Origin of the sequence: Psychroserpens sp. (assembly GCF_036960315.1) — a bacterium.
In the GTDB taxonomy this organism is placed as follows: domain Bacteria; phylum Bacteroidota; class Bacteroidia; order Flavobacteriales; family Flavobacteriaceae; genus Psychroserpens.
Map to the genome: position 1 here is coordinate 446084 of NZ_JBALVR010000002.1, position 16355 is coordinate 462438.

Below are 16355 nucleotides of genomic sequence, written 5' to 3' on the forward strand. Positions count from 1 at the left end.
GCTGTTAAACGCAGGCAAATTTACAAAATTTAAATAGTTATTGTTGTATAGATTTCGGGTTTAATTATTAACAGTAAAAATCATAGATATCTAAACGATATTTAACTTGTGATTATTAAAAAAATAGTCGAAATTAGTTTAACATCAGATATGAAATATGGCTTAGAAAATAGGCTTCAGCATTAAAACAAACCCTGTCAAATGAAAATAACGACGTTAGAGCACGTAAAATTAAATGAACTATTAGATACTTTTAATTTATCGTTTTCTGATTATTTCGTAACCATTAAACTAAACTTTGAACAGCTAAAACATAAAATGATCTCTGAAGACATTGACTTATCCATTTCCGTTGGAGCATTTAATGGCGGAAAATTGGTTGGATTTATTCTTCATGGCAAGAGAGAACTTGATGGAATTAAAACATTTTACAATGCTGGAACAGGAGTCATACCAAAAGCAAGAGGACAAAAACTAACCAAAAGAATGTATGTGTTCTGTTTGCCTTTACTTCAGAATAAAAAATTCCAACAAGGCATCCTTGAGGTGATTTCAAACAATCAAACAGCAATACCAATTTATAAAAGTATTGGGTTTGAAATCACACGGCATCTTCCATGTTATAAAGGGATTCCACAAACAAATCAAATAAACCAACAACTTAGTTTTAAAAAAATTGACACGATTAACTGGAACTTAATTAAGTCTTTCTGGGATTGGAAACCAACTTGGCAAAATCAACCAGAAACCATAAATATTCTTTCCAATACATTAGAAATAACCGTAGCGTATTTAAATAACGTCCTAGTAGCTTATATCATTTATAATCACGAAAGCAATAGAATCAACCAATTTGCTGTCCATAAATTATATCGCAATCAGGACATTGGATCCACCTTATTCAACCATGTTTCAAAAGGCAAAAGTGTATCTCTTATTAATGTTGATGGCGATGATTTGCAAACTAATTCGTTTCTAAAACATTTAAGGTTAGAAACGTTCCTAACTCAATTTGAGATGAAAATAGCACTGTAAGAAGTATGAGTAATACCTTGAAATAGTATTACTCGTACTCTACATTTATCAATATGGTTTGTTCTATTTAATAATGCAGAATGTTATGCAAATTCTACGGTGTAGAATTAGACACCTGTAACACTTTTCCGTTGTAATATTTATTTCCGTTGAGTGCAAAGTCTTGAATGTACTTTGCCATTTTTAAAGCCGTTGTTGGTGCTTGATAATCAGGAAAAGCCTCTTTGAGCATTTCGGTTTGTACAGCTCCTAAAGCCAGCACATTAAATTGCGGCCCTGTTTCTTTGTATTCTTCAGCTAATAACTCAGTCAACGTAATCACCGCACCTTTACTAGAACTGTAAGCTGCTAATCCCGAAAATTTCATACTGCCCTGTATACCTCCCATCGAACTAATAGTTACGACATGACTATCATTTTTCATATAAGGTAATACAATACGTGTCATTTCAGAAACACCAAATACGTTAGTTTCATAGACTTTAGCAAAGTCTTTAAACGTAGTTTCGGCAAATGGCTTATTGAGCAAAAGTCCAGCATTATTGATTAATATATCGACATGCTTAAATTCATTTTCAATAAACTGCTCCACTTTTTTGTAATCATCGGCTTCGCATAAATCAAAAGCAAAAGACGAAATATTATCAAACTTTAAATTACTCACTGGTTTCGCATTTCTAGATAATGCCAATACATTATGACCTTGATCGGCAAACAAATGAACCAATTCAAAACCAATACCTCTACTAGTACCTGTAATGATTATATTTTTACTCTTCATACATCACGATTTCTTTAGACTCTGTATTACTCATTTTTTCAATCGCAGGAATCACCTTATTGATTAATTTAGCCATAAACTCAAAATCTAGCTTATCAATTTCGTCATCTACGTGATGATAAAAATCAAAATTGGTTAAATCGCAAGAAGAAACAGTTTGGCAAGGCAATTTGAACTGCTCATAAAAAGGGTAGTTATCTGAACGTTTAAACAAACTATATTTTTTAGACACTTCAGAATAGCCAATTAAATTACTGCCAACATATTCGTTCATTTTGGCAGCCATATTAGATAAATCATAACCAGAAACAAAGGCTTCATAATCGCGATCCTTAAATGGCACACCTATCATTTCAAAATTAATCATGGTGTATAAGTTAAGGTTTTCTGATTTTAATCGTTCGGCTAAATGCTTAGATCCTAACAAGCCCATTTCTTCGGCAGAAAATAAGGCAAACATGATACTACGCTTGTTATTCTTTTTAGCCGCAAAATATTTAGCCATTGCCAAAACAGCACTCGTTCCTGCTGCATTATCATTAGCACCATTAGCTATAGAATCACCTTCGACCGTTTTAACTTGACCAATATGGTCATAATGTGCTCCTAAAATGATAACCTCGTCCTTGAGATTTTTATCTGTTCCTTCAATAAATCCTATAACATTGAAGGCATCCGTTTCACCTATTTTAAAATCATCTCTATAGGTGTCATAGTATGCTTTTACACCATAAGACTTTAATTGATTCTCAATATAGGTTGCGGCATTTTCAATGCCTTCGCTTCCTGCATTACGGCCTTGAAGTTGATCTGAAGCCAAATAAGTGACTACACTTTTAACTTCGGCACTCGTAATCGTAATGGGTTTAGATTCTGTTTTTACTGAAGATTTACAACTAACAATGAGTAGTAGAATAAATAATGGAATACCTTTTTTCATTAATGCTATTATTTGTGTTTAAAGATAAAAAACCTGACTTGAAAAAAATCAAATCAGGTTTTTAATATATTAGATTCCGCGTTATACTTCGACTTCGTTCAGTAGAAGCATGCAGAATGACAGATCTTATATTAGTTAAACAAGCATCGTTACAGGATTTTCAATATATCCTTTTAATGTTTGTAAAAATTCAGATCCTGTTGCACCATCTACTGTTCTATGGTCACAAGCCAATGTTAATTTCATTGTATGTCCAGCAACAACTTTTCCATCTTTAACTACAGGTTTTGCAACGATAGCTCCGACAGATAAGATCGCAGAATTTGGCTGATTGATAATCGATGTAAAGCTTTCAATACCAAACATTCCTAAATTTGAAATCGTAAAAGTACTCCCTTCCATTTCGTCTAAGCTCAGCTTCTTGTTTCTTGCTTTTCCAGCATACTCTTTTACGGCCGCTCCAATCTGAGGTAAACTTTGCTCATTTGCAAAACGAACCACAGGAACTAACAATCCGTCTTGAACTGCTACAGCAACACCTATATGGACATGATTATTTAATCGCATTTTATCATCAAACCATTGCGAATTCACTTGTGGATGCGCTTTCAATGCGAGAGCACATGCTTTAACAATCATATCGTTATATGAGATTTTCGTATCTGGAAGCGAGTTATATTGTACTCTAAACGCCATTGCGTTCTCCATGTCAAATTCCACATTTAAGTAATAATGTGGTGCAGTAAATTTAGATTTCGCTAAATTTTTAGCAATCGCTTTTCGCATATTTGAATTAGCAACCTCATCAAAATCTTCTTGACCAGTGGGCACAAATTTACCTACTGAAGCCGATTGAGCTGCAGGTGTAAAGTTCTCGATATCGCGTTTTATGATTCGTCCGTTTTCACCAGATCCATTGACTTGAGATAAATTGACACCTTTCTCTTCGGCCATTTTCTTAGCTAAAGGAGAGATATATATTCTTCCGTTATTAGACGTATTGTTAGTTGAAATCGTTGGTGTTTCTTTCTTTGCTTCTGCTTTTGGTGCTTCAACAGCTTTAGTTTCTCGTATTGGTGCTTCTTCTTTTTTCACTTCGGAAACTGAGGCTCCTGCTTTAAAGTTTTTAGCAATCCCTGAAACATCTGTTCCTGCAGGACCAATAATCGCTAATAATGCATCTACTTTTGCAGATTCGCCTTCGCTTAAACCGATATGTAATAAGGTACCAGATTGAAACGATTCAAACTCCATTGTTGCCTTATCTGTTTCAATTTCAGCCAAAATATCGCCTTCCTCTACTTGTTCACCTACTTTTTTCAACCAAGTCGCGACAGTTCCTTCCTCCATGGTATCACTTAAACGCGGCATAGTTACAACGATTACACCTTCTGGTAATTCTTCATTAGAAGCCGGTACAAAATCAACATCTGAAATATCTACCTTAACAGCTTCCCCTTCAGGAATGGCATCAGATTTTTCAACTTCAGCACCTCCATTCAATAATCCAGAAATATCTTCACCCTCGTCTCCTATGATTGCCAACAAAGAGTCTACTTTTGCAGTTTCTCCTTCTTGAATACCAATATGGAGTAAAGTTCCTTCATTAAAGGATTCAAATTCCATAGTCGCCTTATCTGTTTCGATTTCAGCTAATATATCTCCTTCTTCAATCTTGTCACCTACTTTTTTCAACCAAGTAGCGACTGTTCCTTCTTCCATCGTATCGCTCAAACGCGGCATGTTAATTACTTCTGCCATAGCTTATATTTTGTGTTGTATAAATGGATAATCTTCTTGTTCGTAAACGACATCATACATGACGTTCTTTTCAGGGTATGGAGATTCTTCAGCAAACTTCTCACATTCTGAAACTAATGCCTTAACACGTTTATCTATTACTTTAATTTCATCTTCAGTAGCATATTTCTTTTCTAGAAGAATATCCTTAACCTGAGTAATAGGATCTATTTTTTTGTATTCTAGAACTTCATCTTTCGTTCTATAATGTTGTGCATCAGACATTGAATGTCCTCTGTAACGATATGTCTTTAATTCTAAGAATGTTGGTCCTTCACCACGTCTTGCTCTCTGTATAGCTTCATCAAATGCTTCAGCAACCTTTATAGGATTCATTCCATCAACTGGACCAGAAGGCATTTCATAACCTAAACCAAGTTTCCAAATATCGGTATGGTTCGCAGTACGCTCGACAGAAGTCCCCATAGCATAACCATTATTTTCACAAACGAAAACCACTGGTAACTTCCAAAGCATTGCTAGATTAAAAGTTTCATGAAGTGATCCTTGACGAGCTGCACCATCACCAAAACAACAAAGGGTTACGGCGTCATTTCCGTGGTATTTATCACCAAAAGCAAGTCCTGCCCCTAATGGAATCTGTCCACCAACAATTCCATGACCACCAAAAAAGCGATGTTCTTTAGAAAATATATGCATCGATCCACCAAGACCTTGAGAAGTCCCTGTAGCTTTTCCATACAATTCTGCCATGACACGTTTAGGATCCACTCCCATACCAATAGGCTGCACATGATTTCTATAAGCAGTAATCATTTTATCCTTAGTCAAATCCATGGCGTGAAGTGCTCCTGCCAATACGGCTTCTTGACCGTTATATAGGTGAAGAAATCCTCTTACTTTTTGCTGAATATAAACTGCAGCAAGCTTGTCTTCAAACTTTCTCCAGAAATACATGTCTTCATACCATTTAAGGTAAACTTCTTTTGTGATTTTTTGCATTTGGTTGCGCTATTAAATAAACGAATAACAAAAGTAACACTTTAGTTAGTAATAAAAAAGACTGTAAATTGTAAAATTTTTACCGAAAACGTTATAGTACAGATTTATCAAAAACGAAAGGTAGTAGATTAGCTAACGAATTAGATTTTGCCACTTTACCAATCTCACCCATAAAATAAATCTCAATAGGTGACTCTTGTTTGACCTCATATTCAGCAATTGCTTGTCTACAAGCTCCACAAGGAGGTATTGGTGTATTTGTACTTTGGTTTTGCGATGCTGCAGTAATTGCCATTTTCACAACTTTTGCCTCAGGAAATTTGGCGCCAGCATAATAAATCGCAGTTCTTTCTGCACATAATCCTGAAGGATAGGATGCGTTTTCTTGGTTACTTCCAATTATAACTTCTCCATTATCTAAAAGTAAAGCTGCTCCCACATGAAAATTTGAATAAGGCGCATAAGCATTTTTTCTTGCTTCTATGGCCTGCTCCATAAGAGATTGAATATCTAATGATAGCTCATCTATAGATTCATAAATAAAAAGTGTAGATTCAATTTTTACTTCTTTCATTTTGAACTGATTTTAGACAAAAAAACTATTGCTTTTGAGAAACAATAGTTTTTTTATTTGAATTATGTTTGCGATTAATATTCATCATATTCTCCATCACCAAAATTAAACGTTAGAGAAAAACGCAATGTATTTTCTAAAGGGCTTTGAACCTTTGATGCTGAAAACAAATAAGACAAGTCAATATTAATTGTTGTGTATTTAAATCCTGCACCTAAAGCGAAAAACTTTCTTGCACCTTTCTCGTCACTTTCATTAAAGTAACCAGCTCTAAAGGCAAATGAATCTTGGTAAAGGTATTCTGCACCTAAAGCCCAAGTAAATTCTTTTAACTCTTCGCTAAAACCTCCTGGAGCATCTCCAAAAGATTGGAAAACACCTGAAAGGAAACTCACATCATTAGATTCTCCTCCAGTAATAATTGTTGGTTCACTTTCATCTATATCTGTTGTACTCGTATCATCAACCGTTTGCTCGCCATCACCATTGGTATCAACAAAACCAAATAATGGTGGTGTTGGCACTAAAAGCTTGGTTATTTCCGCAGTTACAGCTAATGTATTATACTCATCAAATATAAAATCAAAACCAGCACCAATTCTTAAGTTTGTTGGCAAGAAATTTTCTCTTCCTCCATCATCATACTTAATTCTCGGACCTAAGTTTTGAATAGCAAAACCAAAACGTGTTCTACCATTAAAGGTATTGTATGCTTCTTCTTCACTTTGATAAAATCCTGAAATATCTACACCAAAAGAACCTGCAGCACTAGCATTGGCATCAACCGCTTGGATTCTTAAATCTGAACGCAAGTATCTTAAAGAAACGGCCATAGAAAACTGCTCTGCTAATCGTAAGGAATACGAAGCATCTACTGTAAACTCATTTGGCTTTTCTATTAATGGTTCTGAAAATTCATCTGGACGAATTTCTATTTCTCCTAAACCAAAGTATTTAAAACTAAACCCAAAAGAACTTCTATCATCTATTCTATTAAAGTATGTTAGGTAAGCGATAGAAATATCATTAACTAGCTTACTTAAGTAAGGGGTATAACTTACTGCGATACCTGATTTTGCTTCAGAGAATGTATATTTGGCAGGATTCCATTGTTGAGAATACGCATCGACTGAAGTAGCGACTCCTATATCTCCCATACCTGCTGAACGCGCATCTGGCGCAATAAGCATAAACGGAACTCCAGTTGTTATTACTGTTGATTGATTTGGAAATGTTATAGTCTCTTGAGCATTAGATGTATTATATACAGTAAGAGTAATAAGGGCTAAAATGTATTTTTTCATATGTAAATTCATGTTCATATCAGTGTATTTCTACAATAAATATATTAGGCAAATATAATTCTTTATTAGAGTATCACAAGTTTTTCAATTTTTTCAACTTGTTTATTTAAACTGTTAGATCTTACTTTTAGTTTATAAATATAGACACCTTTTCCTATTTTATCACCAAAATCGTCTCTTCCATCCCAAACAATATCTTTAGAAAGTGAGCTTGACACTTTACTTCCCCCGTTGGTTTGACCGTTTAATGTTCTTACCAATTTACCTGATACTGTAAATATTTGTACTGAAACGTCTAAAGCATCAGAACTATTGTGATTAAACCAAAATTCTGTATAATCTATAAATGGATTTGGATAGTTTAAAACATTAGTAATAACCAATTCTTCATCCTTATCTCTGACAATAAATTCAATTTCTGCTATTGACGAATTATTATAAACATCCCAAGCTTTAAGTGATAATGTATGTAATCCTGGTTCTAATTCTCTAAAGGGGTAGCTTAGTTTTCCATTTTGGAAATCGTCAACATTTGCTTGATAATAATCATTTAATATAAATGGGTTGGTTTCGTCTCCATCTAATATGGCAACGATATCGTGACCAATTCCACTTGCTGTATTAATTCCATTATTATCTTGAAGTTTAGCCAATAATGTAGGTTGTTCATTTGTAATACCTCCAGAAACGAAATTTTCGTCATTCATAAAAAGATTGACAACAGGTCCTATATTATCTTCTTCAGCATTTTCATTAATACCTCCAACTTGAATATCAAAACTATAACCCGATTTGTCATCTAGAATATTATCTTGTTTTGCATAAAAACTAACCTTACCAGGACCTATCGGAATACCTATATCTCTTGGCACAATAAATTCGAATTCAAATCTACCTTCAGTAACAGTAGCTTGTCCTTTAAATATGGTTTCGCCTAGCGTTTTAAAATCTAAAACAATTAACTCTCCACCATCACTAACACCATTATTTCCTAGAGTTTGTCTATCAATTTCTTTATCAAAAACAGTAGCTGTTAGTACACCATTATAATTGGATAAAAAATTCCCCGAAGTATCATAAACTTCTCCAGTCATTTTTACTCTATCTAATGCTTTTAACGGTTGACTTTGAATGCTTATATCAATATCATTAATCTTAGTCAATCTAACTTCAGGTCTCGCAAAAGCTAGTTTCATTGCTGGATCACCAATAAAAAACACTAAGGGTTTTTGTGGGTTTCCAGAAAGCGCTGGATCATTTTTAGTTAATCTTAAAGCCTCAGCCATACTTGGATAGTCGTTTGAGCCGTAGTTAAATAAATATTTTTCAAAAATCTCATTATAGGAGACGCCTGAAGTCACAAAAATTTGTCGTGTAGTGGTGACCAAGGCAATCGATCCTCCTTCTTTATTCCAATAGGTAAACTCGCCAGCTGTCCGTCGCTGTGGATTATCAAACTTAGTATACTCGCAGGTTATTGTAACAAACAAATTAAATTTGCATACATTCCTGATATCTTGAGCATCAATCTTAGTAAAAATACGTTCGCCCGCTAAACCATCTTCACCTCCATGACCGAAATAATTCACGACTAACGCTCCTACTTCCATGGCATCTTTTAAAGCCTTGTTAACTGATGGGTAACGTTCTCCGCTGGCTGTTGATTGTTGTTGATACGAATCTGTATGAATCTTAACAACGTTGATAAAAGGTTTTTCACCTGTGACTTCATTTCCAATAGCATCTGTAGTATTCTGTAATATTTTCTCCCATTGTTGATCTACGTCGTCTGAGACAACAATAAAATTATTTCTCCAACTACCAAAAGCCTCTTCTGCGTAATAGCCTTCAACCTTGTCTACCATTTCTTTAGCACGCTGAGGCGTATCTACAAGCATTCTTCCAACGGCTACATCTAATCGCTCTTGAGAAGACACAACTAAGCCTTCGTTTTCATCCATTAATCCATAAAAATCATCTGAAATAAAAGATGATGTCAAACTAAAACTCTCTTTAGAGTTCCATATAGGGATGATGTTTGTGTTATTAGAGATTCTATCTTTAAAATCATATGACGCATCACCAAACAAGCATAAATACTTAATACGTTTACTCGGTATACTTGCATTGTTATATACATATTTCACCATATTTCTTATTGCAGAAATATCAGCATTACCAGAACTAAACTCTGTATAAATGTCTTCAAGTAAAACGACTTTAACATTAATAAAATATTTATCTCTATTAATTTGAGCAAGTCTCTCTGCTTGCGATAAATAATTTTTTCTAGCCACAATGATATAATCTACATCTTGAAACTCACCTTGTTCATTTAGAAAAATCGTCCCTTTTATATTTTGATTACTAACACTAGTATTTGCATCTCTAGACGGTTGAAAATAATCTGAACTTGTAACGGTAAGGTATTTTTTATTAGTGCCAGCAACGTCCTTGAAGGTAATGATCTGACTTTGGTCACTGTTGACTAAAGATTTTACATTGTACTTATCTGTGATATCCCAAATCTCTTGAACATTACTTGTATTACCAATTGTATATTCAGCAATACCAGGTGTTAATGCCACATCGGTATTCTTAAAAATGATTTGATTCCCATCAAATGTTAATTCTCTAGTAGCTTCAATAGATATAAAGTCTAAATAACCAAATGCTGATGGGTTACCACCATTATTATAAATAAGATCAACAGTAACATCTGAAGCTGTTAAATCCACAACATTATCATAGATATTGGCAAAGGCAAGGATTGGATCTTCTACAGGATTAAAACCCATTGTATTCACCAAACCTCCATTTAACAATACCTGCATATTGGTTGGCATAGATTCGCTAACTCCTGCAGCAAGAACTCTGATTTTTGCTGGCTCCGTGGTTACAATATTTGGAAAGCTAAAGTTGAAACTTTTTTCATTTTCGATATCAAAACGCTCACCAAACCATCGACGTCCTATCTTTGCCAGGTTATTTTCATCCACTTCATGAAATTGATAATCTTGAAAGGTATTCACTTCAATTGTAACCCCTCCTTCAGGCTCAACCAGTGGCTCAACACGTTTACCAAATGTGCCTTCAGCGTTTATGAAGTAATACGACTTATCCGTATAGAGATTAATATTTGTATCACTATCTTGATCATACTCTGTAGGTCCTTCGGCATAAAATAAAATATAATCGTTATCATTAAATACACCATCTTCTTCACCAACAAATCTTATGGCATTTTCTGTAAGGTCAATAGGATAAAACTCATCATTTGGCTTTGGTAGCATCGCTCCTCCATTTCCAAAGAGTTTTATTGCTCTAGGATCGACATTGGTATTTACACCTATGGAATTTAAAAAGCTCTTACTCAATCTAAAAACTCCAGATTTATCGACATAAAACTTATGCCATGAACCTGTACTTAATATGGAATTTGTTATTTCTTGAGTATTTTGACCATTTCTACTCAAATTACCATATTCGTAATTAATAGTAAAAGATGTGATTTTTTTATAAACACCTCTATCATTAATTATTGGTGTAATCTCCATATATGCAGAAACATTAGAACGTTCAATTGCATTTCTAAGAATAACCTTTGGTGTCTTTGGAATGGTTTCAAGTGGCAAATCTTTTAGTTCAAATACATTTACATTTGAATATGATACTTGTGACAAGCTAACCGAGTTCTCATTGATATAAGCAGATTCTTCCCATTGAGAATAAAATGAAAGTCCTTTTTCATATGAAAAGCCAAAATGTTTCTTTTCAAAACTAGGAACTTGAATTTTAGAAGTAGTAGTTTCTAAAGTAGTCACTCCTTCCCAATTAACATTAAATTGTTTTTGTTGGGAATAACTAAAAAATGAAATTATAAATAAAGGTAACAGTAAATATTTTTTCATAGTAAAATAACGTCTTAAAGATCGTGATATTATTTAGTTTCAATTTTTTATTCAAAATTACAACAATAATTGATTTATCCATTCGTTATTAAAGACAAAATACATCGATAAACCGACCAAAAGTCCGTTATTGTGTGCGAAAAAGAGGTTGAAATGCAACTTTTTTTGCATGATTTTCCTAAAAAATGTTGTTAGTGTACCTTTAATTACTATATTGCGTCTCTAAAATTTAATTAGCTTACTTAAAAAGTATGGATATGAAAAACGTCTTAAATCTAAGGATATTATTAGCCCTAGTGGTATCTTTAACAATTGTTAGCTGTAGCAGAAACTCTTCTTCTAGTAACACTTCTAGAGCAACAGGATGGAAAATCAATGATAAAAATGGTGGTTTTCAATATAATGACAAATTCCAAGAACAAGAAACTGGACCTGGTTTAGTTTTTATTGAAGGTGGTACTTTTACCATGGGGAAAGTTCAGGATGATGTTATGCACGATTGGAACAACTCTCCTAATCAACAACACATTCAATCATTCTATATGGATGAAAGTGAGGTTACTAATAAAATGTATACCGAATATCTTGATTGGATAAAGAGAACTTATCCACCTGAAGAAGAAAACTATAGATTAATTTATGAAGGTGCACTTCCAGATACATTAGTATGGAGAAACCGTTTAGGTTATGCTGAAATGATGACTGAAAATTACTTACGCCATCCTGGCTATGGTGATTATCCAGTTGTTGGAGTAAGTTGGATTCAAGCAGTTGAATTTGCAAACTGGAGAACCGATAGAGTTGCAGAGATGGATTTACAAAATGCAGGATATCTTGAAAGAGATTCTCATTTAACATCTGCAGCTGATAGTAATTTCAATGTAGACACTTACATTAATGCTCCAACACAAACTTATGGAGGAAATGATTCTATAATTAATCCTCAAAAATCAAGACGTAGAGTTCAAACAACTGCTGCTGGTGATACAATTAACACATATGCCAGAAGAGAATCTGGTCTTATTTCACCAGACTATAGATTACCTACAGAAGCTGAGTGGGAATATGCTGCACTTGGTTTAAGTGAATTAAGAAGCTTTAATGTTTATAGAGGACGTAAAAAATATCCATGGGATGGACAATACACACGTTCTGGAAATCGTAAAACTAGAGGTGATCAATTAGCAAACTTCAAACAAGGAAAAGGTGATTATGGTGGTATCGCAGGTTGGTCTGACGATGGCGCAGATATTACTGCTTCAGTAATGTCATACGCGGCAAATGATTATGGTCTATATGATATGGCTGGTAATGTTGCCGAATGGGTAGCAGATGTTTACCGACCTATTGTTGATGATGAATTTAATGATTTCAACTACTATAGAGGTAATGTTTATACAAAAAACGCAATCAATGAGGATGGTACAGTTAAAATAGTAGCTCCAGACGAAATTGTTTTTGACACATTAAGTAACGGGCAAGTCGTTGCAAGAAACTTACCCGGAGAAATCTTACAAGTTGGTGTAGACGAAAATGAAACGTATTTAAGAACTAACTTTGATAAGAGTGATAACATAAACTTTAGAGATGGTGATGCAAGATCATCACGTCTATATGCTGATAACTTTGACGAAGACAATGATGAAGAAAGTAATAACATGACGAGCAAAATGTATAACTCTCCAAAGCATAATGTACAAAAAGACTCAACCGGAGCTTTACTTAAAGAATATGACACTTCTAACCAAAGAACGTCTCTTATTAATGATGAAGTTAGAGTTTACAAAGGTGGTTCATGGAGAGATAGAGCATATTGGCTAGATCCAGCACAACGTAGATATTTCCCACAAGATATGGCCACAGACTATATCGGATTTAGATGTGCAATGTCTAGAGTTGGTTCTAAGGCTCAAGGGACTAAGAAAAGAAACTAATATTTTTTTGAAATAAATTTAAAGTCCTAGTCAATTTGATTAGGACTTTTTTTTTTACATTTAGTTTATGAAAATAGAAACTATTTATAAACATTTTTTAGAGTGCGATACCATTTGTACAGATACAAGAAAAATCAGTACTAATTGTATGTTTTTTGCCCTCAAGGGGGATAATTTTAATGGGAATAAATTTGCTTTAGAATCCTTAAAAAAAGGCGCAAAATATGCCATCATTGATGAGAAAGAAGTTGCGCAGGACAACAATTGTATAATGGTTGATGATGTTTTAAAAACATTACAAGACCTAGCCACATATCATCGTAAGACATTACATATACCAATTATTTCATTAACTGGTAGTAATGGCAAAACAACAACTAAAGAACTTATAAATGCCGTTCTATCCAAAAAGCACAATACAACAGCAACAAAAGGAAACCTTAATAATCATATAGGTGTGCCATTAACCTTATTAAGTATGACCAAACATACTGAAATAGGTATTGTAGAAATGGGAGCAAATCATCAAAAGGAAATCGAATCTCTATCTAATATTGTACTTCCCGATTTTGGACTTATTACTAACTTCGGAAAAGCACATCTTGAAGGTTTTGGGAGCATAGAAGGCGTTATCAAAGGCAAATCAGAAATATATGATTATTTAAAAGCCAACGAAAAAGTCATTTTCATAAATCAAAATGATGAGCTTCAAATTAAGCAAATCGGTGATTACAATAATACCGTCAAATTTGGCTCACAAACAAAATTACTAAAATCCCAACCTTATATTTCTTTAGAATATAAAAACCAAACCATAAAAACCCATCTTACAGGTATTTACAACTACAATAATGTCTGTGTTGCGATTGCTATTGGCGAGCATTTTAATGTCACTACTGAAGATATTGTGAGTGCCATTTCGAACTACATTCCAAATAATAATCGTTCACAAATTGTTGAGAGAAAAGGACATCAAATTATTTTAGATGCGTACAATGCTAATCCAACAAGCATGATTGCAGCCCTATCTAACTTTGACCAACTTCTTAACCATAATAAAGTCGTCATTCTTGGAGATATGTTTGAATTGGGAAGTGAAACCAATACAGAACATCAAAGCATTGCAGACTACGTAAATTCAATAAAATTAGAACAATCCATCCTTGTAGGCGAAAACTTCTATGATACAAAAAACAAATACGATGGTATTTCTTATTTCAAATCTTTCGAAGATTTAAAAAACAATTTTGAAAACTTTGAGTTTGTAAATTCTATGTTCTTAATTAAAGGTTCTAGAGGAATGGCTTTAGAACGTGTGTTGGATTTGTTATAATTTATTGAGATACGTCTTTTAGATCAACTGCGTGTTCCAGAATAGAATCCCTTCTGCAAATAGAAAATCTAAATCGCTAGTGCGATTTTACTTTTTTTATTAAAGTAAATTCTCAAAGCTGTGCTTTGGATTTAATCTATGCTTCTGGATTAACTGCGTTATTCCAGAATAAACCCCCTTCTGCAAATAGAAAATCTAAATCGCTAGTGCGATTTTACTTTTTTTATTAAAGTAAATTCTCAAAGCTGTGCTTTGGATTTACTTTAATAAAAAAATCTACACTTTCATGTAGATTTTCTGCTTGATGTGGGTCATACTGGATTCGAACCAGTGACTTCTACCCTGTCAAGGTAACACTCTAAACCAACTGAGTTAATGACCCTTAGTAATAAAATCAAAAAAGTCCACATTGCTGCGGACTTTTGTGGGCAATGAGGGATTCGAACCCCCGACCCCCTCGGTGTAAACGAGGTGCTCTGAACCAACTGAGCTAATTGCCCTAATTATTGGACTGCAAATATAGTCTAGATTTTTAATTACCAAAAGATTTTTTAAAAAAAAATAAAATAATTTTCTAAAGTCAATAACTCCCGAAAAAATAAGGTTAATAGTAGTGATCAAATTTATTTTAATATTTTTAGGTCTTATAACATTTTACTTTGAAATACATCTCATTTATTGACCAATTAGGCATTGATATAGAAGAATTATCTCGTATCGATTCTAATGGCATCATCAAATTACAAAAGCAGCTCAAAGCCAAAGCTATGTTGGGAGACGCCAATAATTTGGGTGAAGTTTCTAGCTTAATTGAAAAACTCAAAGATGAGAACACAAGACAATGTCATGTTTTTGTTGAGAAACATAAATGGTTAAAGCAACTTATTTCTGGAGATCTTCAATCTATGAAACAAAGTGAGATTACCGTTGATGAATCCCAAACTAATAATCTCGACAATCTCAACTATTTCCTAACACCTTTTTTAAAGGAAAATTTAAAAGTATTCTTATCAGATACATTAAGTAAAGGCAAGTATGTATTGTTGCTAAAAGTATTAACTCATAATTATTTGTTTTCCGAAGAAATCAACCAACTCATCATTAATTTCTTTAAAGCACGATTAAATTATGCAACCGTCTACCTTAGGGAAGGCCGTTTAAAAAACAAAGAATCCCTTATAGCGTTCATTACTAACAAGATATTTATTAACTGCCTGAATGAATATCCAGATTGCTTTAATGATGAAATGCAAGAACTCAACTCAGAGGTCATTGATATTTATAATGCGAAACGCAGAAACACTGACAATCAAGAATTTAAATTTACTGCCAAAACAATGGTAGCATTCGCTATTCTGGATACTTCAAATGTCTTTTTAAAGCAAATGTTTGAGTCTAATGCAGATATTGCAAGGCAGTACTCCTATTCTCCACGTTCTAGCAGAAAAACAGGTTCTGGTTTTAGTGGCTGGAGTATTTTTGTGATTGTAATGATTGTGATAAGAGTGATATTCTGGATTAGCAAAAGTTCAAATAACAGTAGCAGCAGTGACTACGACTTTATTAGATCTGGAGATTCTAGTATTGAATACAACGACACATTTCAAAGAATAGTTGATAGTTTAGAAGGCTCTAAAATTCATTTATACCCTAAAACGGAAAGTCGAACGAAAAGATAGTCAGGAAGGCTACATAAAAGTACTCGATCCCTTTTCAAATCCTTATCCTAAAACGTTTAATGAGATTCCTAATACAACAAGTAGTAACAACAATTCGTACC

General features: G+C 33.7%; 11 protein-coding genes and 2 tRNA genes. 4 read left to right on the plus strand and 9 right to left on the minus strand.

The features are described from left to right. Positions 1 to 201: 201 nt before the first annotated feature. Complete coding sequence (locus V7719_RS05665; RefSeq protein ID WP_335728906.1) at positions 202 to 1035, plus strand: GNAT family N-acetyltransferase; 834 nt, start codon at positions 202 to 204, stop codon at positions 1033 to 1035. 94 nt (positions 1036 to 1129) lie between these two features. On the opposite strand, the gene V7719_RS05670 is transcribed toward V7719_RS05665, so the two are convergent. The 7 genes from V7719_RS05670 to porU form a co-directional block, all read right to left on the minus strand. Beyond that, entirely contained in the window at positions 1130 to 1816 is a 687-nt protein-coding gene (locus V7719_RS05670) for an SDR family NAD(P)-dependent oxidoreductase (RefSeq protein WP_335728907.1), read from the minus strand. Further along, positions 1806 to 2756: a M28 family metallopeptidase gene (locus tag V7719_RS05675; protein ID WP_335728908.1), complete on the minus strand. Its 951-nt coding sequence runs from the start codon at positions 2754 to 2756 to the stop codon at positions 1806 to 1808. The genes V7719_RS05670 and V7719_RS05675 overlap by 11 nt, the downstream gene beginning before the upstream one ends. A gap of 135 nt (positions 2757 to 2891) precedes the next feature. After that, positions 2892 to 4517, minus strand: a complete 1626-nt coding sequence (locus V7719_RS05680; protein ID WP_335728909.1) for a 2-oxo acid dehydrogenase subunit E2 — start codon at positions 4515 to 4517, stop codon at positions 2892 to 2894. Positions 4518 to 4520: 3 nt separating this feature from the next. Then, positions 4521 to 5519, minus strand: coding sequence for a pyruvate dehydrogenase (acetyl-transferring) E1 component subunit alpha (gene pdhA / locus V7719_RS05685; protein WP_335728910.1), 999 nt, complete (start codon positions 5517 to 5519; stop codon positions 4521 to 4523). Between the two features lie 91 nt (positions 5520 to 5610). Beyond that, on the minus strand, positions 5611 to 6093 hold the full coding sequence (gene cdd / locus V7719_RS05690) for a cytidine deaminase (protein WP_335728911.1): 483 nt from the start codon (positions 6091 to 6093) through the stop codon (positions 5611 to 5613). Between the two features lie 74 nt (positions 6094 to 6167). Beyond that, the gene (gene porV, locus V7719_RS05695) at positions 6168 to 7397 is read right to left on the minus strand and encodes a type IX secretion system outer membrane channel protein PorV (RefSeq protein ID WP_335728912.1); all 1230 of its coding nucleotides are present in this window, start codon (positions 7395 to 7397) and stop codon (positions 6168 to 6170) included. A 65-nt stretch (positions 7398 to 7462) separates the two neighbouring features. Beyond that, positions 7463 to 11308, minus strand: a complete 3846-nt coding sequence (porU, locus tag V7719_RS05700; protein ID WP_335728913.1) for a type IX secretion system sortase PorU — start codon at positions 11306 to 11308, stop codon at positions 7463 to 7465. A gap of 251 nt (positions 11309 to 11559) precedes the next feature. Here porU and gldJ point away from each other — a divergent pair, with 251 nt between their 5' ends. Together gldJ and V7719_RS05710 are read left to right on the plus strand one after the other, a co-directional pair. Further along, positions 11560 to 13242, plus strand: coding sequence for a gliding motility lipoprotein GldJ (gene gldJ / locus V7719_RS05705; protein WP_335728914.1), 1683 nt, complete (start codon positions 11560 to 11562; stop codon positions 13240 to 13242). Positions 13243 to 13309: 67 nt separating this feature from the next. Beyond that, positions 13310 to 14575 carry a UDP-N-acetylmuramoyl-tripeptide--D-alanyl-D-alanine ligase gene (locus tag V7719_RS05710; protein WP_335728915.1) on the plus strand — a complete coding sequence of 422 codons (1266 nt, stop codon included), beginning with the start codon at positions 13310 to 13312 and terminating at the stop codon, positions 14573 to 14575. Positions 14576 to 14882: 307 nt separating this feature from the next. Here V7719_RS05710 and V7719_RS05715 read toward each other — a convergent pair. Both V7719_RS05715 and V7719_RS05720 read right to left on the minus strand, forming a co-directional pair. After that, positions 14883 to 14957 (minus strand) — tRNA-Val (locus tag V7719_RS05715). Positions 14958 to 15000: 43 nt separating this feature from the next. Next, positions 15001 to 15075, minus strand: a tRNA-Val gene (locus V7719_RS05720). A gap of 159 nt (positions 15076 to 15234) precedes the next feature. On the opposite strand from V7719_RS05720, the gene V7719_RS05725 reads away from it, so the two are divergent. Then, on the plus strand, positions 15235 to 16254 hold the full coding sequence (locus V7719_RS05725) for a hypothetical protein (protein WP_335728916.1): 1020 nt from the start codon (positions 15235 to 15237) through the stop codon (positions 16252 to 16254). Positions 16255 to 16355: the final 101 nt, after the last annotated feature.